A 19,667-nucleotide genomic window follows, 5' to 3' on the forward strand; every position below is an offset into this window, starting at 1 on the left:
GAAATCGTACTGCATGTGAACCAAAATTTCAAAAAAGCGACAGATAGACATTATTGTGTGTCCTCATCTGCCGCTTCTTCAAAATTAGTATCAGAGTTATTACTTTAGGAATTATACATTTCTCTATTTAGATTGACGATTTCTTGATGCGAATATCCACCAGAAGCCGTGATCAGCTTCTCCATAACTTTGTCCCGTAGAAATGGGACTTGTTCTTTATTTGCCTTTTGAAGTGCTTCAGTTAATTCCTCTTTGGTTAGTTCTGTGCAATATGCTGGTGTTCCTGGCTGCTGTCTCCATGAATCATTTAAACTCCCACTATCCACTGTATCGAAACCTACTTCGCTGACTATGCTCATAATTGTTTGCTTTTGCTGAAGATCATCACCGGCAATAGCTGCCGCAATGCGACGACTGCTTCCTTCCGGTCTACCCTCATATTCTAAAGTATAGGCTAACAAATTATTAAAAGCTTTGATAATTGATCTGCCTAATTGTTTTGTGACCCAGACACTTTCAACCATCCCGTTCTCGATCTCATCAATTTTCACTCCCATTTGAGGATAGTAATTGGAAGTGTCGACTACAATAACTTCATCCGCCGCTTTTTCCACTACACTACGAATATTAGGCAGCGCATGAAGAGGAATAGATATGATGAGAACATCAATATTGGAAATCACATCTTCTACCTTCACAGGAGTTGCATTAAGTGGTTTCCCTTCGAGACGTTCTACACCACGAGCATCTGCAATTTTCACATCGTGATTATTATTTACCAACTTTTTCGAAATAGATAATGCAATGGGTCCTGCGCCAATGATTCCGAATCTCATTTTGTTCACTCCTATTTAATATTTAATAATGGTGTCATTGTACCTCATACATGTCATTTTGATACTCGGAAAGGTTTCCGTGAACATTGGTTATTTTTTAGCAAATCCTTGTTTGTTCAAATAGTCCATCATTTGAGGTAGGATACTTCTTTGAAGGTGATCCTGAATGTGATCACTCCATCCTGTTACTTTTTTCACTGTAAAAGGAGCTCTTATTGGACGATTCTCATAGTATTTCAACATGGTTTCGTCATAAATAGCCAATTTATCTTGATCGAGTGCCTGATACTGATTTTCAAGTAAAACCATAGATTGAGGCAGACGAGGTTTCCGTTCAGGTTTATTTCCCATGGGACTGCCTATGCATAATCCCACCAAGGGAATCACATACTTCGGTAAGCCCAACAAGTCTGATAATTCCTCAATATTAGCTCTGACCGCACCAATAAAAACACCGCCTAGTCCCATAGATTCAGCCGCAGTTAATGCATTTTGTGCCATGAGCCCGGCATCGAATGAACCAATCAAGAGGAATTCAATATATTCGATATCTACATCCGGAGCAATTTGATGGTTTCGGTTCAAATCCACACAAAAAATCCAAAACTCTGCCGCCTCTTCAATATAAGGTTGATCAACACAAAGTTTTCTCACCTTTTTTCGTAGAACCGGATCAGTGATACGAACAATGGACACGGCCTGCAAAAGACTGAACGATGAAGTTTGATTAGCGGCCTTAAAGATCGCATCGACTTGTTCCTCTGTTAAGGGTTGCGATGTGTACGTACGATACGATGTGTGATTATGAAGCAACTCAAGTGTGTGATTCATGTAATCTCTCCTTTATTTGTTTATTTCAATACCCGCATCCCATATTCGTATGGAACGCCCATGTTCTCTCGAAGGGTTTTTCCTTCGTATTCGGTGTGAAACAAACCACGTTCCTGCAAGATAGGGACAACCTGGTTTACAAAATCCGCAACGCCATCAAAAGCTATATCGGGGACGACCGAAAAGCCGTCACACGCTTCAGCCAAAAACCATTCTTCTAAAAAATCAGCAACTTGTGTGGGTGTGCCTGCAACGACAGGATGATAATTAATGACCCCATGGGCAAGAACATCGCGAATGGATAGCCCTTGCTGCAGTAATTTCAAGGCTTTTGGTGATCTTGGATCCATTGGATGAGCATATGCATTTTTCAACAAGTCAGCAGGTAATGCCTTATCAATATCTATCGAGTTTACCGACAAGGGTAAACCGATCATTGAACCGAGATAACTTACCCGACTAGGAATCTCCTGAGGATTAAAGCTCATAAGCTGTTTTCGACGTGTCAAGGCTTTCTCTTCGGTTGAAGCTAGCGAAAACATAAAACCCGCAAACATCTTGATATCATCAGGTTTTCGCCCAAAATGAACGGCACTTTGCCGAATCGCTTGTCTTTGTTCACGAGCAGATTCGATATCATAGGGATTTGCGTACACGCCCGAGGCATATCTCCCAGCTAATTCTAATCCCTCACCCCCTCCTCCCGCCTGAAAAATAACAGGTTGGCCTTGTTCAGAAGGAGGAATTGGCAAAGGACCACGAGATGCATAATATTGACCTTGAAGATGTATTGGCTTGATTTTGTCCATATCAGCGAATGTTCCTCCTGCTACATCAAGTGTCCAAGCATCGGACTCCCAACTCCCCCACAAAGCCTGAACAATTTGTATACTTTCATGTGCTTTGTCATACCGTTCTTTACGGTTGGCAACTTTTGCTCCAAAATTTGCAGCAGCTGAGGGCTCGGATGTAGTAACCGCATTCCAACCTACACGTCCTTGACTAATTACATCCAGTGCTTTGAACTGACGCGCAATGTTGTATGGATAGTTGAATGTAGTAGAGAGTGTAGCAACAAGTCCAATGTGTTTCGTTTCTCGGGCTACGGCCATTAGAGCCAATGTTGGATCCATTGGGAACGCAGGCGTCTGAGTGCCTAAGTTCACAGTTAATGAAGGAGTATCGGCAATAAAAATCATTTGAAACTTCCCCTGTTCGGCTATCTTCGCCCGTTCGACATAACTATCTATATTTGTATAAGCTGCTGGGTCAGTGCCAGGCACTCTCCAAGCGCTGAATTCACCGCCGTATCCCGAAACCATCTGTAGAGCCAATTGCATCGTCTTATTTTTTTGCATAGAATTCTTCTCCTTCATTCCATATAAGCAAGTAGTGGATTTGCAATACACAATAAATTTAATAGTCTAGCTTGCTAACGATGACATTGAAAAATATAATAATTACTTAGCATGCTAAATATATAACTAAAAAATAAGATTCTTTTTAAAACAAAATTAAATTGCTTTGGTTGTTGACCCAATCTTAAGTGTGTTCGTTTGTTTTGCAAAGAGGGCAATATAAATGAACATAGTACATCTTTCTGTACCTATAGAATAGGAGTGATATCAATGCGGGTTTGTAATGAAGGATTTGAGCAAGAGTTCATAGATGGAAATAGTGATATGTACGCGATAGCCTTTACGCAGAATGTTCTTTCGGGACGCTGGAAGTATTTTATATTATGGTATCTAAAAGATGAAACACGTCGTTATTCGGACATCAAAAAATTCCTTGGGGATCTCTCTCAGGGCTCACTTACCAAGCAACTTAAGGAATTAGAGAATGATGGCGTTATTCAACGTGATATTTATCCGGAAGTTCCTCCACGAGTCGAGTACTCTTTGACAGAAAAGGGAATGAAGTTACTTCCAATCCTTGAAAAGATGGAGGACTTCGGTAAAGAATTCGGTTGAAACCGATGATTTGAAGATAGTTTTCTTCACAGCCTTACACCCCGAAATTATGGCGCCCTAAGTCAGTTGTCCCATAACAATGTGAACATTTTCATGTATTACGGTATTTAATGAGGTTTTAAGTAATACGCCCGATGATTAGATATGCAACTAATCAGTAATCGGGCTATTTGAAGACAGAACCATAAATCAGGAATAGTGATGCTATTTTTGCATGGAACAATGTTCTTGTCTCGCGACAAACAAACGACATAAACATTGTTCCTCCCATATCATACATAGCCCTTTCTGAAAAAAAAACGGTAGCCTAATACGTTTGTAGAAAGTGACTGATACTCCTTTTTTTAACTTGAAACTGACATAATGATCTTCTGAGTATCGCTTAAAGAAACAAACCAATCTTGTAATAGAATATTATGGTGTGAAATGATTTGATCTGCTTTCAAGATAGAAGTATCGGCGGTACTATGACCATCTTTTACTAGTATAACTTCATATCCCATGCTAAATGCTCTACGACATGTCGCATCAACACATATCTCCGTTTGGATTCCTGCAACAATCAGTTGATTAACGCCTAAATGAACTAAATGGGATTCAAGGTCTGTATCCTGAAAGGAATCGGGGTGATTCTTTTGAATGATTACATTTTGAGCGAGCACAGGTAACTCAGGATGAATAGACCATCCTGATGAACCATTCGAGGTTGTTGTGCCCCATTTACCATTATGCTGAGTAAGTATGACTGGAATCTCACTTTGGTGTGCCCAAAAGAATTGAAAGTGAAAAAGAGCACTATTATAGTGCATTTCAATGACTCTATTTTACACAATGAAAAATAAAGGATCGATTTTTAGAATTTGCGTGTTCAAACTCCCAATCGCCATATGTTTCAATTCCCGAAAACCCTGTTTGTTTCAGCGACTCATCCAATTCTCCTTGATTTCGAAATCTGATCTGCATTTTTTCATGAACTAGGACTTCGTCTGTTTTTGTATTTTTTACAGTTTCATAAAAAGTATAGATATCTCCCTCAAACCCTTCATATTCTGTATAGATTTCAAGAGGGTCTCCACTTCGCATATCTTTAGCTAAGTCCGGAGTTCTGTCCTTCTCCCACTCTTCCCACACTTTTGCCAAAGGGTTTCTAATATCAAAAATAAAGTGACCGCCAACTTTTAGGGATCGAAATACGTCTGAGATTACTTTCTTCCAACTATCATCTGTAAGAAATACCTGTGCAACATTGGCAGTCATAATAACCGCGTCATAGGCATTGGTTTGTAAATTTGAGCTATCTCCTACAATCCAATTCACATTGCCAGAATTATCTTTAATTCTCGCCATTTCAATCGCTTCTTCATGGGGATCAATAGCTGTAATTTTATAACCGTACTGAACAAGATGAGTAGTCCATCTTCCTGTTCCGCAGCCTAAGTCAACGATAGACTCTACTTTTAATTTCTTTAGCAATGCAAGGAAAAATTCGTCGTCCCTTCCCCAATGGTTAATCTGGTCATATACTAATGGAATCATAAATTTTGTTTCCCACTTTCTATAGCATTTTTACTAGTTCAACATATAAGAAATGGTTTAGTCAACTAGAGTCCAAGCAATTGTTAATTGATTTATGAATTCCCTCTCACTTCGTTCGCATTTATGATTAAATGCGTCCATAAATAAAAAGCGCCCCGGGCAAGCACCCGGGACACTCTCATTTATAAGTTGATTTCCAATTATTTCGAAGACCACAGTTCCATACGCTGAGCATATTTCTCGTTAATGATATCTTCCACTTTCTCATCGCCAGCCTTCTTCATATCCTCCAGCATCTTGTCAAATACAGAGTTGGCTTCAGCTTCACTTGGAGCAATTATTGCTCTCGTAATGCTCTGATCCATAATATCCTTCACCTTCTGGGCGGTCAGTGCTTGAGGTGTTCCCCCATCCGGATTCAGGTTATCATACTGTGCTGTATCCCATACGGAATCGCCAAGACTCTTAATGGCCAGTTCATCCACTTCACTGCGCTGGAATTTGACCGCCATATCATACGGCTGTCCATTCGGGTCCAGACCATTTTTGATAAACCATAACCATTTGCGAACGCCGCTTTTCTTCACCGTGTCATCCCAATTATCCTTGAAACTCTGCAAGAATGCAGGGTCCGGTTGTCTCTTGCCATCCACCATGGTGTATTGCTCACCTTCCTTACCCCACAGCAGCAAGTGCTGTCCTTCATCACTAGCCAGATAATTAAAGAGCTTCATTGTCTCTTCCGGGTGTTTGTTATTTTTGGTAATAGCGATCGCATCCCATCCAAGCGAACTTCTTGGACCAAATGTTGTTTGAGCCGGATCTACACCTGGAGCAACAACTTTATATGCGAATAACTGATTCTTCTCTCCGCCGTCCTTCTTTAGCGCCGCATTACCGTTACCTGGGTCCCAATATGCACCTGGGGTAGCGAATACCGCGCCAGTCGTCAGCTTTTGAATCCAGGTCTGTGTTTTACTAATGGCAAATTCCTTCTCAATCAGACCTTCTCTATATAATCTATTCATATATAACAGCATTTCACGATATTTGGGGTCCTTGACGTCATACTGCAGACGTCCGTTGTTGTCATAGTATGCTTTTAAGCCCCACATGCCCTTGAATGTTCCCAGATTCGCGCCCATGTTCTCACCGTTCATCGTCATGGGAATGGACTCTTTGCCATCAATCGTGTTGTATTTTTCTTTGAAATTTTTCAGGAGAGCTTCAAACTCGTCCGTTGTAAGTGGCTGTGAACCATCTGCTTTGTCAGGAAGAAACTCTTCCAGCAGGTTTTGTCTCATCAGCATACCGAAGACCGGGTCACTGTCGAGCCCATACCAGTTTGCCAGATAGTAGTTCTTGCCGTCGGTATAACGTGTTTTGGTCAAGGTTTCACCATACATTTCTTTCAGATCCGAACCATACTTTTCGATTAACTCATCCAGCGGAATGAATGCTCCGCTTGAAATGTACTTATCAAGGGAAGCATCTCCCCGGCTCATGACCACCACATCGGGATAGTCACCACTCGCCAGCATTAGGCTCAGTTTTTCTGTTGGATTACCCGTTGGTTGCTGGATGGAAATCTCTATGCCCGTCTTTTTGGTAATTTCCTGGGCAACAGCATCAGTAAAAGGTTCTCCCTTGGTATTGCCATCAAACCAAGTCAGCGTAATCGGCCCTTGTTCCCCGTCTTTACCTGCTGTATTGTTCTCCCCATCATTGGAGGAGCAACCCGCCAGTAAACCAAACGCTAATGCAGCCGTAATCCCCATGATCATCCATTTTTTAGTCTTTGTCATTGACACCCTAATTCCTCCCAATGAATAAATTCCTGTTGTGCTAAATTGAGCATTTCCAAAACAATCTTTGCCCACCCCCTTTCAGGGAGAGACTACCGGACAAGCCTTCCCTGTAACCGGATTATGGAACAGATTAACTTTTCACCGCTCCCAAAGTCATGCCTTTAACAAAGTATTTTTGCAGGAACGGGTACACCATAACGATTGGTAAAGTGGCTACCATCGTAGCAGCCATTCGAATGGTATCGCTGGAAACGGCGTTTCGTTTGGCGGAGTTAGCTAGCATTTGCGTTTGGGAAATCATGCCACCAGTCTGAAATTGATTCAATATTTTGACGAGCACGGCCTGCAAAGTCTTCAGGTCTGAGCTGTAGGTGAACGCATAGGAATCAAACCAGGCATTCCAATGTCCAATGGCTTGAAAAAGGCCCACTGTTGCAAGCACAGGTGTTGTCAGCGGCATCACAATCCGGAAGAAAATCGTCAGATCGTTAGCCCCATCCACCCTCGCCGATTCTTCAATCTCATGGGGCAGCTGCTCCATAAAGGTACGGACAATGATCATATAGAACACATTCATCAAACTTGGCAAAATGAATACCGAGAATGTATCGATCATGTTGAGTGCCTTAAGCACCATGTAGAATGGAATGAGTCCACCACTGAAATACATGGTAAAGATAAAGTACAGGTTCCAGCCTTTGCGTCCAATCAGATTCCGCCGACTTAGCGGATACGCAAGCATCGTAATGACCAGAACCGACAGCGGTGCACCAATCAGCGTTCGCTTGACGGTTATCCACAGCCCGTTCAATATCTCGCTATCTTTCAGAATCTGCTGATAGCTATCCAAGGTCAGATCCCTTGGCCACAGGTAAACGCCGCCCCGTACCGTATCTTCCGCGCTATTCAATGAAAGAACGAGTATATTCCAAAACGGAAGAAATGTAACCAGTAATACGAGAATAAGAATGAAATACACAATTATTTTGAAAATACGATCCCCGAATCTGTTCAGAATCATTACAAGCGCTCCCCTCTGTCTTTTATAGTTAGAACAACGCCTGGTCGTTCACTTTTCTGGAAATCCGGTTCACGATGAGAACAAGAATAAAGGCAACAACGGATTTAAACATCCCTACAGCAGCCCCGTAGGAGAACATGCTATTCTGTAGTCCGTATTTGTAGGCATAAATGTCAATCACTTCGGAGTATTCAAGTACGGTGTTATTTTGCAGCAGGTATTGCTGTTCAAATCCTGCATTCAAAATGCCTCCGACCGCGAGAATAGCCAATATGACAATGGTAGGGCGCATGGATGGTAGCGTTATATGCCACATTTGCTTAAATCGGCTCGCTCCGTCCACTCTGGCGGCTTCATACAGCTCCGGATTTATGGAAGCGATTGCGGCGAGATACATAATGGCGCTGAAACCCATCTCTTTCCACATGTTCGACAGTGCGATAATCCACCAAAATAGAGGCCCGTTCTGCAAAAATGCGACAGGTTCTTTGACAATACCCAGCAGAACCAGAATGTTGTTTAGCATTCCATCCGAAGCCAGCAGCGTAATCACAATGTTGGCTGCAATAACCCATGAGATAAAATGCGGCAGATAAGAAACCGTCTGCACAAAACGTTTGAAAAATCCCTGTCTCGCTTCATTCAGCACAAGCGCGAGGATGATCGGGGCAGGAAATCCGAAGAACAGTGTCAGCAAGCTTGTCGCAAGCGTATTGCGCATAACCCGGTAGAAATCTCCTGTAGTAAAGAAATACTCAAACCATTGGAAACCTACAAATTCGGCATGGAAGAACTGGTAAAAGAACGATCCCCCACCCGGTTGATAATTCGTAAACGCCATATACAATCCAAACATCGGACCATAGGAAAATAACAATGTAGCAATGAAGGCAGGAAGCATAAGCACGAATAACCATTTTTGCTCTTTTAGTCTGCTTATCAGATTATTGCTCCTGACTGTTTTGATAGCGCTTACCTTATGCATTAAATACCCTCCCTTTTTCTATACCGCAGTATGGCCGGCCATATCTGATTCACTTCTCTCCTATTTATCATAAATTTGACGCAGATCGCTTGCCATAGTTGAATTCTCCGAAAGATACCGCTTTTTAAAGATGTTTTTGTGCAAAGGGAGGGATTGGATTTCCATATTTACTCTGCTATGATGAACTGTGCAACGAATATTCAGTCAAGAGAGGGCTTTCGAATGCGCCAATTCTATCGAAAATACATATACATGCCTTTTGTTAACCTGAGCTTTCGTTCCAAATTGTTCATGGTATTTGTTCTGGTCACCATCATTCCAATGATGCTATTGGTTTATTTTTCCTATGAACTTACCAAAACGAAACTTACCGAGCAGATCTACATCAATATGACGAACTCAACAGCTCAGATCACTAAAAATCTGGAGAACAAGCTGGACAGCTATGAACATATTTCCGCCTCTATTTATTTGGATAACCGCCTTGCCAATTACCTGACGAACGAGTATCAGGATGATCCATCGTATCTGGACGTCTATAATTATATTGGCAATCGTATCGACACCGTGATGGCTGCCTACCCTGATTTTGATAGCGCCTTCATTTATTCGGACAATCCATCGCTGCCCAAAGACAATTATTATATCCGGCCAATTACACCCGAAGTTCAAAACACGGAGCTGTTCCACAAGCTGCAACAATCCTATGGAAACATCATTCATCTCTCATCGCCGCCGACAGAGAACGGTCCTGCCATGTTTACGCTCGCACGACTGCTGAACAACAATAGTAATCAGTATCCTTACGGGATGCTGGTCTTTCAAATCTCCGAGTCTGTCATCTATTCCTTAATGGAAAAGGAAGCAGGCGGCAAAGATATTTTCATCATAAATGACAAAGGTATGATTCTGTCCTCCGCCGACAAACAGTTAATTAATACAAGCCTGCCCGAGCTTCTTCATCAAAATTTTGACGATGCGGCTTCAGGGAGATTTGATACAACGTATCAAGGCGTAAAGGCTCTAGCGGTTTATAACACGCTCAAAAACGGCTGGAAAACGGTATCCATCTTCCCGTATGACAGTATTATCAAGGATGCCAAATCGCTCTCTCAGCTTATTATCAAAATTTCACTGGGCTTCATCGGCGTGGCGCTGTTGCTCATCTATATTACCGCTTCGCTGTTCAGCAAACGCATCAGGACGTTAATACGAATGATTCGCCGTATTGAACGAGGAGATTTCAACCCTACCCATGAGGAACAAATGGGCAGTGATGAGATAGGACAGCTTCACTTTGCATTCGAACAGATGACAACCCGGTTGAAAAGTCTGGTAACGGAGGTCTACCAGAAGGAGCTACAGAGCAAGGAAGCCGAGCTTGATCTGCTTCAAGCTCAGATCAATCCTCATTTTCTGTATAATACACTCGGCTCGATCTCCTCTCTGGCCGTCAAGCATCAGGATCCCCAGATTCAGGATATGGTCCTTCATCTGGCCAAGTTTTATCGGATCTCTCTGAATAAAGGAAAGAGTATCCTGACCATCAATGAGGAGTTGAAGCTAACGCAGAGCTATAATGCTATTCAACTTATTCGATTTAAGGGCAAGCTGAACATCATCTACACGATAGATCAGTCGATCCTGCCCTACTCGACCGTGAAGCTTGCGTTACAGCCTTTTGTGGAGAATGCAGTGATTCACGCTCTTTGGAATCAGGATCGGCCTCTAAATATCAATATCAAGGGCGTCATCGAGAACAGTAGCATCATCTTATCTGTTATAGATGACGGAATGGGCATGCGGCGTGAGACGCTTCAGTCTTTGTTTGAAGAGAAAGAAGGACGAGGCTATGGCATTTCCAATGTGGATCGGCGAATTAAGCTGAAATTTGGTGAGTACTACGGTGTCAAAGTGTTTAGCAAACTGGGCATGGGAACCACGGTCCAGATCCGTCTGCCACAAAAAGAGATTCAATAAAAAAGGAGTGCGATGCAGCCACTATTGGCTTGCAAAGCACTCCTTTTAAACCATTCTACAGAACGTTACACCTGCTCACGAACACGATACACCAGGCTGTCAAAATCACCGCGTAGAGGCAATTCCACCCCAATGTTCATCAGAGCACGGCCACGGACCGATAACCCCAACTCTTCAATGAGATAGGTCTTATCAGCCTGAAGACCTGCCAAACGGAGTCTGGGCAACGGTTCACCCAGCTTCTGCGATTGAAGAAAAGCAAACAGCACAAGGTCACTTGCGGCAGCATCGCTGTACTGTACAGCGGTAACTCCCTTATGACGAAGCGCAGTCAAACGGAATTGTCTACCGAATTGTACCAGGTGGCGAATGGCTTTGTACTGACCGATGAATTCCTCGGACTGCTCAATCCATTCATTACTCCACTCGTTCAGGTTGGAGCCAATACCAAGCGTGCCCATCATTGCACTGTGGAAACGATACTTCAGGGAGACGTTTCGACCGTTCATTCCTGTAGGTGACTCGGTTACCCAACAGGTCATCATACGTGGCGCGTACGTATACGAGAAGCCTTCCTGAATACTCAGACGGTCGAACGCATCCGTATTGTCACTCGGCCAGGATTGGTCAGCATAACGGAAGATGCCCAGATCAATCCGCGAGCCACCCCCTGCGCAAGTCTCAAACTCGACATCCGGGAACTTGGCTCGTAGCTGTGCCCATATATCATAGAGACTCTGGACATGCCTTACCCATATTTCTTTCTGGCGGTTAATGGGGTGACCCTTCATGCCAGGCTCCGTGATGGTCCGGTTCATGTCCCATTTAATGAACTTAATCTCATGGTTACCAAGCAGTTCGGTCATAAAATGGATAATGTATTGCTTAACCTCAGGCTTGGAAATGTTTAGCAGCAGCTGATTGCGAAGCTCTGTACGTCCCCGGGTTTCAAAATGATATACCCAGTCTGGATGTGCTCTATAGAGATCACTATCCGGGTTGACCGACTCCGGCTCCACCCATATACCGAATTCCATCCCAAGTCCGTGAACCCGGTCAATCAGCTCCACAAGTCCGTTTGGAAATTTCTCCTGATTCACGTTCCAGTCGCCCAACCCCGCACGGTCGGAATGCCGCTGTCCAAACCAGCCGTCATCCACGACAAATAGCTCCACACCCATCCTGGCTGCCCGCTCGGCAAGCGCCATTTGGTCCTGTGAGTTCACATCGAAGTAGGTAGCTTCCCAGGAGTTGTACAGCACTTTCCCAATTTCACTGCGAGGCAGTATGTACTTGTATTGATATTGATGCAAGCGGTGGCTCATTCCACCAAAGCCCTCAGGGCTGAATCCGCCGACAAAGACAGGTGTCTCAAACGTCTCGCCCGCAGCCAGCAACCATTCATTGTCAAAATCATGGATGCCACCTGTGACCCGCACATGCGTGAATGGCGTCTTCTCAGCGACCATCTTCCAGTTACCGCTCCAGGCGAGAGCACCAAACCATACCCCGCCGCCACTTTCTGTCGAAAGACCATCATCAATGGCAAACCATGGGTTGGCATGGCCGTCTGTGAAACCTCTCCGCGATTCAAGCACCTTTTTCCCCTCTGTCAAAATGGTATTGCGCAGTTGGAATTCACCCGACCATTTCCCCGTAACATGCGTCAGACGGTAATCCTGGAGATATGGCAAAGTCCAGGCTGCGGATTGCATGCTTTCCAGCACAATATCCCCCTGTCCCCTATTGACGATATTGGCGTAACGCTCCACCAGGTCGAACTCCGGGATAACCCGATATACCAGCTGTGTTTCAAGTGCATATACCTGATCCTTCAACGTAATTATCAACGTCTGTCTGCCATCCTGTACTATGATCTCATGACGGTCATACCTTACCTGAAGATCGCGGACACCATCAGGCATACGCAGTTTCAGAGATGGCTCTGTATAAGATGCACCTCCCCAGAAGCTGTACTCCTCTACCTCTCTCTCCACTTCCGCGTCAAAAGAGCTATGGGATTGTAGTTGGAGCAACGGAGCGCTGTCCTCAATGTCAACGGGGTCACCCCAATACAGATGCTGGAGGTGGTCTCTCTCATTAATTCCGAAAATGTAGGACGATTTTTGCGTCTGTATTGCAAATATACGTAGCTGTTCATTATATTGAATCGTCAAGTTTATCATCCTTTCGAGTTCCTGTTACCCTCGTGCTGTGTGTTGTGAACATACTTATTATTGTAGGAAGCAGGAGTTACATTAGCCATATCGCATTCTTACAATCCATAGGGGATATCGTCTGTCATTTCAAAGGTATGAAAATAAGGCTGCGATGGAATTCGCAGCCTTAAAGCCTACTTCAAAATTAAGTTATAGATGACCTGAGCCGCTTCTGCACGGGATGCAATCCCTTTAGGCACAAACTGTCCCTGGCTTTGGCCTTGAACCAGTCCTAGTCGGGCTGCATCCTTTACCGAATCAGCTGCCCATGAAGAAACCTGATCCATATCGGTAAACAAGATATCTGTAGAACCAACAGGCACGTTCCCAACATTCAGTACATATGCCTTCATCAGCATCACCGTGATTTCCTCCCGGGTAATCTGCGAATCCGGCTGGAAGCTGACTGCGCTTCGTCCCTTCACAATACCGGCTTGGGTCGCAATCGAGATGGGTTCCGCGTACCAGGCATCTGTCGCAACATCTGAAAATTGTACTTCTCCTGGTACGGTCAGCCCCAGAGAATGAACGAGTATGGTGGTGAATTCAGCGCGGGTGACTGCACGTCCTGGCTCAAATTGATCCTCGTTTGTACCTTCGACATAGCCCTTTGCTGCCAACTCCTTGATTACAGAGTTGGCCCAATGACTGGCCGGAACATCGGTAAAAGTCCGATCTAGTTCCAGCACGGCATACTTGCTAAAGTGGCTCACTTTAGTCGTTAATACACCATTCGCATAATCGGATTTTAAAAATTCCAGTTCTCCATTTTCGTTAATATAATACATTCCTCCCTGTGAAGGGTCGAAGCCCTCAGCTGCTGCTAGGCTCAGCGTAATGGGGTGATCAAATACAGATAGTGTTTCGGTTGTACCTGATTTAGTTGTTGTGGAAAGACTGAATTCATAGATTTCTCCCTTAAGAGCAACGGTTGCCTGAGATGATGATTCCACAGAGGCAATGACCTCCCTGGCCTTGCTGCCAAGCGGAACCATTTTCAAGGAAATCGTACTATCTTCCCGTTGCCCAGCTGGTAGCTTGCTCAACAGTTGCTGGAACAAACTCGCGGGGATTTGCAGGGTTAGCTTGCCTGATTTCACTTCCAGTGGATGGTTGCCGAGCTGGCGTAAGACAGCCGTTGAAAGTTTTACTTCCTGAGTATCCGCTTTGATGTCTACGACGGCTTTCCCTGCCCCACTGTCCACTTTCAGCATATCGGCTGTGATGATCAGTGTTACTGTATCGTTCTCCTGAGCTGTGCTGTTGCCGGAGTTCCCACTAGTAGTATTATTGTTGCTGCCAGGATTGCTTGGATTACCTGGGTTTCCTGGGTTGCCTGGATTTTCAGGGATCGTTTTTTCGGTTAATTTAACCAACTTCGATTCAGCCGGCCCCAGCGAGATGGACCATGAACCTGTGGCTGACGAGGATTCACCTGTCCACAAGTCTTTTAAAGTATAGGTTTTGGAATCATTCAGTCCGGCGCGGCCCAAATCGATCGTTTTGTTTGCTGAACTGTTGCCGTTGTAATTAAATACAGCAAGGTAATAATCATTGCCTTCCTTCAGAACAAACGTATCTGCGGCGTTGGCGTTTGTATTCCCTTCAAGTGGTTTGAATACTTTCCCTTTCAGCGCCACCTGAAGAACATCCGTGTTATTGTACAATGCCGTCATGTACTCCTGTGCCTTCGGATCATTCACATCATCGGAATCCAGCATTACTGTACCGGCAATCACGCCGGAATTTACCCGGCTGTGGGCTTCCTCCAGGCTGGATGCTCTACTTAATGCCAAATGATCAGGGTCTGTATAGGAATAGATCGTTCCATTTTGCCAAAAGCCATAGGTCAATGAATTGAGCATATACTCCGTTTCATTGATTTTGCCGTAGGTGTCACAGGAGATCCGTCTGCTGTGAGCATATTGGCTCGGAAAGATCGGTGCGATGGACGCACTAATAAACATTTTCCCGTCCAATCGTTCTTCGACGTAATGCATTCCTTCATTGTATGCCTGGATCCCTGTCGTCACATTAGTATCATAATGTTGGCCTTCCAGCGAGCCATGGGTTAGGAAATCCAGTTTGATGAATGTGAAGCCAAGCGCTTTAAACTTATCCAGAAAATAATTCATGCGCATTTGACTCCCCGGATGTGTTACATCCAATGCATATGCTCCATCCAGTGTAGGCAGAGGTTTCCCTGCACTATCCTTGAGTACAATATCACCATACGTATATTGTCCATTGGTACCATCCACTTTTTGGCTCATATCGTTGCCCCAATATACAAATGGTCCCCAATAGATGCCCGCATGCTGACCATTGTCCTTAATGACGGATACGGCTTGGGCAAGCTCTGCATCACTCAGATTATCCCAGTAGGAATCCATATTAATGAATACGTTGCCGTTATTATTGAACTTCGCCAGGCTGTTCTTGAAATAATTGGATACATCCACTACGTTCTGATACGACAGCCCGCTGTCATAAGCTCCCCAACTATTCCATCCAACTGGAACACCTTGCGGCAATTCCGGATTCAAGGCTAGGGGAGGCGTGATGATCGCATTGGCTTTACCGTATTCTTCAAGTCCTGTACGATAATCACTGAAACCGCCTACCATAATCATAGGTGAGGATATTTCAGTACCGGTCAGGCTGCCATGTGGCTGAGTATCGCGGGTAACGTCACTGGCTGCACCACCATATACAGCAAATTCATTCAACCGATTAGCTGAGCCTTTCCAGTCAATACCTGTCTTCCAGGTGTCATGGGTTACTGAACCGATCACCAGACCATGACGAGACGGGTTATTAAATACCGTCGTCATTTCGTAGCTGGTATCCGCCCGGTTCATCGTTTGAGATTTGTAACGAATCCAGGCATCATTGTCAAAAGGCACGGTCAGTACTCGATTATCTGAGCTGACGCCGATATCTACACCGCTCGTATTTTTCACCGTTATGGGTGACATATAATTACTCTGGATCTCCGTATCACTGCTGGCTTCCAGACGGTTGAGGAAATACGAGTGATCTTCATAAAACCGGTAGATCTGCTTCAGGGTTGGTTTGCCCGTCGAAGTATGAACAAAAGTCAGCTCAATGCCTTTGCCGAATCCATCCTGAATCTCCACTGGTGCTCCACCGCTTGCATGACTCTCATACCCTTTGGTTTCAACAAGATTCTCATCAATTTTAATGCTGCTGAAAATCCCCCGCATCTTCTGTCCGTCTGCCCAGCTGTAACCGGCAAATCCGGTTTGGGTATTATAAGACACTTCGTATTGTCCGTTCGATACCAGAAGGCCATGGGTGTAATCAGTCACCGTAATATCCCCGTATCGTTGCGAGTCACCCGGTGTTCCCAGATCATCATCGCCTTCACCCGGTGTTTCGGGTTCTGTCTCTATCGCAGGCTCAACGATAATCCGGTCCAGATCGGGAGAATAGCCATTATTATCTGAAAAGGTGATCGTATTCTCGCCTTCAGTTAATGGGAGTGTAAGATCATACGTACCTACCGTATCCCAATCCGGGGTTTTGGGCAGGTCATGAAACTGCTCTTCCCCACCATTCGCATGGACATAGAAACTCCGTGGATCACCGGAAAAATAATCTACCTTAATGCGGTAATCACCTGTCATGGGGGCTATAATTTGATTGAACGTCAAGGAGCTCCCGCCATTCAGATAGCCGACCTTTTTGCCGCCGGAAGCATTCGGACTCTCTGTTACACGCGCTTCACCAGTCAGCGTATTGCCCGAATCTTCGGCTTCATAGCTAAGCGTATACGGGATGACTTCAATTCGGTCAAAATCGGGGGAGTACCAATCATGATCCGAGAACGTAATGGTATTAACTCCCTTATGGAGGGAAGCTTCTGCATCATACGTGCCTACCGTATTCCAGCTTGCCGTTTTGGGCAGATCAATCATCTCATCCGTGCCATTGTTTACCTGCATATATACAGGTCGCTGGTCACCGGAGATATAAGATATTCGGATCAAATATGTACCCTCTGCCGGTACAGTAACATTCGTAAATTGCAGTGAGCTGTTTTTGTTCAGATCCGTTACTTTTTTTCCGCCTGAACTGATACTGCTGTCCACCACCTTGGCATTGCCTTTCAAAATATTGTCGGCTGCTTCTGCCTCGATGATTGCACCATGCAGATTTTTCTTCCAATCATCTCCGCCACCTTCTCCAGGATGACCACTGTCCAAACCTCGGATCACGATCTTGTCGATGTCGGGAGAATACCAGTTGTTATCATCAATCAGGATGGTGTTGGTACCCGCGTTCAACGGAAGGGTCACATCAAACATTCCCACCGTATCCCAGTCAACTGTCTTGGGCGGTTCTTCATATTGCTTCTCCCCGCCATTCGCACTAATATTGAATGGCCGGGAATCACCTGAAATGTAGTAAACGGAAATCTTATAATTTCCTGTCTCACTTACAGTAACATTATTAAATTGCAAGGAACTGCCCTGATACATGCCTCCGACCTTCTTGCCGCCTGAAGCCGTCGGGCTATCAGAGATTGTCGCGTTACCAAGCAAAATATTCCCCTCGGCCTCAGCTTCATAGGTATTCATATCATCGGCGTGAGCTGTTCGGGCGAACTGGCCCCCGCCTATGACCAAACAAATAATGATAAAGAACACAAATCCTTTTTTCATAATTCGTCCCAACATATCATGCCTCCATTTTCTTTTGATTGAGTTAGATCTCCATATGCCTATCCTGTAGTGGTTCACAGCCATTTTCTGTAATCGCTTTCATAAAGAGCTGTTAAATCCCCTCTCTCCTCCTTTCTTTCCTATATGCCTAATTGTAAAAAGGAGGAGGGGGATGTTCCATACCACAATGTTACTATTCATACAGGAAAGCCTCTTTCATTTGCCATATCAATACCATCTTTACCTTTATGGTTATATACTTTTCCTGTATTCGTTGGGTGTTACGCCCTGTGTCTTCAGGAATAGAGAAATAAAATAGGATGTACTCTCATAGCCCACGTTCTGCGCGATATCGTGAATCTTGAGCGAGCCATCTGCCAGTAGTTCCTTGGCTTTATCCAGTCTGATGCGTGTCAGGTAATCATGAATAGTCATCCCTGTTTTGTCCTTAAAAATGGATCTCAAATAGTTCGGTGACAAATAGACCTGATCAGACAGGCTGTTGATGGTAATTGGCTGATTGTAATTCTGATCGATGAGGGTACGGACCTTATGAATCAATTTTGCATTTTTGTCCATAAACCGTTCACCCAGCATGCTCACAGCATCTTCCGCAGTACCGAGAATCAGATCTTCGATCTCATGCAGAGTCAGTGCATTATAGATGGAATGATATAGCTCAGCCCGCTTCGGAACAGGTTTATGGAGCTGCTCCAGCAGCTCATTCACGAGATCTATCGACCAGTCGCAGATGATTTTCTTCTTGACTCGCAGTGTTGCCAATCCCTCAATATACCCGTGCAGATTCTGTGCCGCCCATTCAAAATCCAGTCGGTTAATAGCCTCAAACCATCCCTTTTGTTCAAAAGGGGGCATATGCTCCGTATAAAACTGGTTCGAAAGTGACTCCGCATGAATAATCGTGCCTGTACCTTCATAGAAACGCTCGTTCAAAACGATACGCGTCTGTTCGTACAGACAGTGAATATGGGCTAACTCGGTCTCTTGTCCGCCTACAGCTGCCGTCACCGTGAAATCCAGTGCACTACGAATAGCCTCAGCCAAGTCTTCCCACGCATAGTGTCCCGGCTGCTGGGCTGCTTCCATAAATACACCAGTCTCTCCTTCCTTGTAATCCACAAAGATCGCTTTCATGTTCTTCGCCTTGAAGAAATGGTCGAGAAAAGCCACCAGCCGACCTGTACATTCCTCCAGACTTTGCTGTTCCTCTTCAGCCTCCTTGGGATCGATACTGAACAAGGCCATTGCATATCGGTCGGACTCCGGTTGTCGGGTTAGACGGCTGTAACTACAAGCAAGATCATTAGCACGAGCCTCATTTTTTTCGTAGGATAACTCCTTCAGGATATTGGCTTTGGCCGCCTCCATGGAACGGTTCTTCATTGCAACCTCTTCACAACGCTGTTTAACTTTACTGATAACGCTTTCAATTTCGTTCATATCCAAAGGTTTTAACATATACCCCACGGCCCCTACGTTGATAGCCGATTTTACATATTGAAATTCGTCGTGTCCGGTAAGAAACATCACCTGGATCGAGTCGTAGCTCTCATATATCTTTCTAGCCAGATCAATACCGTTCATTATCGGCATCTGAACATCGGTAAGAACGATATCCGGCTGGGTAGCCTCAATCTTCTCCAAGGCCTCCCTGCCGTTACTCGCTGTTCCCATGATATAGATCCCCATCTCTTCCCAACGGATATAATCCCTCATCATCTCAAGTCCCAGTTCTTCATCGTCTACCAAAAAAATACTGTACATCCATG

General features: G+C 44.6%; 13 protein-coding genes. 2 read left to right on the plus strand and 11 right to left on the minus strand.

Going from position 1 to position 19,667, the window contains the following annotated elements; translation table 11 throughout:
- Window positions 1-104: 104 nt before the first annotated feature.
- From AB4111_RS00195 to AB4111_RS00205, 3 genes are all read right to left on the minus strand, one after another.
- The gene (locus AB4111_RS00195) at window positions 105-836 is read right to left on the minus strand and encodes an NADPH-dependent F420 reductase (protein WP_442029411.1); all 732 of its coding nucleotides are present in this window, start codon (window positions 834-836) and stop codon (window positions 105-107) included.
- Between the two features lie 90 nt (window positions 837-926).
- Window positions 927-1,667 (minus strand): oxygen-insensitive NADPH nitroreductase, encoded by a 741-nt coding sequence (nfsA, locus tag AB4111_RS00200; protein ID WP_442029413.1) that lies wholly within the window; start codon window positions 1,665-1,667, stop codon window positions 927-929.
- 20 nt (window positions 1,668-1,687) lie between these two features.
- Window positions 1,688-3,025: an NtaA/DmoA family FMN-dependent monooxygenase gene (locus tag AB4111_RS00205; protein WP_442029415.1), complete on the minus strand. Its 1,338-nt coding sequence runs from the start codon at window positions 3,023-3,025 to the stop codon at window positions 1,688-1,690.
- Between the two features lie 270 nt (window positions 3,026-3,295).
- Here AB4111_RS00205 and AB4111_RS00210 point away from each other — a divergent pair, with 270 nt between their 5' ends.
- Window positions 3,296-3,640, plus strand: coding sequence for a winged helix-turn-helix transcriptional regulator (locus tag AB4111_RS00210; RefSeq protein WP_339233920.1), 345 nt, complete (start codon window positions 3,296-3,298; stop codon window positions 3,638-3,640).
- Between the two features lie 344 nt (window positions 3,641-3,984).
- Here the strand turns inward: AB4111_RS00210 and AB4111_RS00215 are convergent, their stop codons facing one another.
- From AB4111_RS00215 to AB4111_RS00235, 5 genes are all read right to left on the minus strand, one after another.
- The gene (locus AB4111_RS00215; RefSeq protein WP_442029418.1) at window positions 3,985-4,449 is read right to left on the minus strand and encodes an isochorismatase family protein; all 465 of its coding nucleotides are present in this window, start codon (window positions 4,447-4,449) and stop codon (window positions 3,985-3,987) included.
- 10 nt (window positions 4,450-4,459) lie between these two features.
- The gene (locus AB4111_RS00220) at window positions 4,460-5,176 is read right to left on the minus strand and encodes a class I SAM-dependent methyltransferase (RefSeq protein ID WP_442029420.1); all 717 of its coding nucleotides are present in this window, start codon (window positions 5,174-5,176) and stop codon (window positions 4,460-4,462) included.
- Window positions 5,177-5,376: 200 nt separating this feature from the next.
- Window positions 5,377-6,981 (minus strand): extracellular solute-binding protein, encoded by a 1,605-nt coding sequence (locus tag AB4111_RS00225; protein WP_442029422.1) that lies wholly within the window; start codon window positions 6,979-6,981, stop codon window positions 5,377-5,379.
- A 133-nt stretch (window positions 6,982-7,114) separates the two neighbouring features.
- Entirely contained in the window at window positions 7,115-8,005 is an 891-nt protein-coding gene (locus tag AB4111_RS00230) for a carbohydrate ABC transporter permease (RefSeq protein WP_442029424.1), read from the minus strand.
- Window positions 8,006-8,033: 28 nt separating this feature from the next.
- Window positions 8,034-8,990, minus strand: a complete 957-nt coding sequence (locus AB4111_RS00235) for an ABC transporter permease (protein WP_076289390.1) — start codon at window positions 8,988-8,990, stop codon at window positions 8,034-8,036.
- Between the two features lie 222 nt (window positions 8,991-9,212).
- On the opposite strand from AB4111_RS00235, the gene AB4111_RS00240 reads away from it, so the two are divergent.
- Window positions 9,213-10,970, plus strand: a complete 1,758-nt coding sequence (locus tag AB4111_RS00240; RefSeq protein WP_442029426.1) for a cache domain-containing sensor histidine kinase — start codon at window positions 9,213-9,215, stop codon at window positions 10,968-10,970.
- Between the two features lie 65 nt (window positions 10,971-11,035).
- Here the strand turns inward: AB4111_RS00240 and AB4111_RS00245 are convergent, their stop codons facing one another.
- The 3 genes from AB4111_RS00245 to AB4111_RS00255 all read right to left on the minus strand — a co-directional run bounded on the left by AB4111_RS00245 (window position 11,036) and on the right by AB4111_RS00255 (window position 19,662).
- Entirely contained in the window at window positions 11,036-13,156 is a 2,121-nt protein-coding gene (locus AB4111_RS00245) for an alpha-galactosidase (RefSeq protein ID WP_442029428.1), read from the minus strand.
- A gap of 167 nt (window positions 13,157-13,323) precedes the next feature.
- Window positions 13,324-17,892 carry an S-layer homology domain-containing protein gene (locus AB4111_RS00250; protein WP_442029430.1) on the minus strand — a complete coding sequence of 1,523 codons (4,569 nt, stop codon included), beginning with the start codon at window positions 17,890-17,892 and terminating at the stop codon, window positions 13,324-13,326.
- A 237-nt stretch (window positions 17,893-18,129) separates the two neighbouring features.
- The gene (locus tag AB4111_RS00255) at window positions 18,130-19,662 is read right to left on the minus strand and encodes a response regulator transcription factor (protein ID WP_442029432.1); all 1,533 of its coding nucleotides are present in this window, start codon (window positions 19,660-19,662) and stop codon (window positions 18,130-18,132) included.
- Between the last annotated feature and the right edge of the window lie 5 nt (window positions 19,663-19,667).

Source organism: Paenibacillus sp. 2KB_22 (assembly GCF_052115745.1).
In the GTDB taxonomy this organism is placed as follows: domain Bacteria; phylum Bacillota; class Bacilli; order Paenibacillales; family Paenibacillaceae; genus Paenibacillus.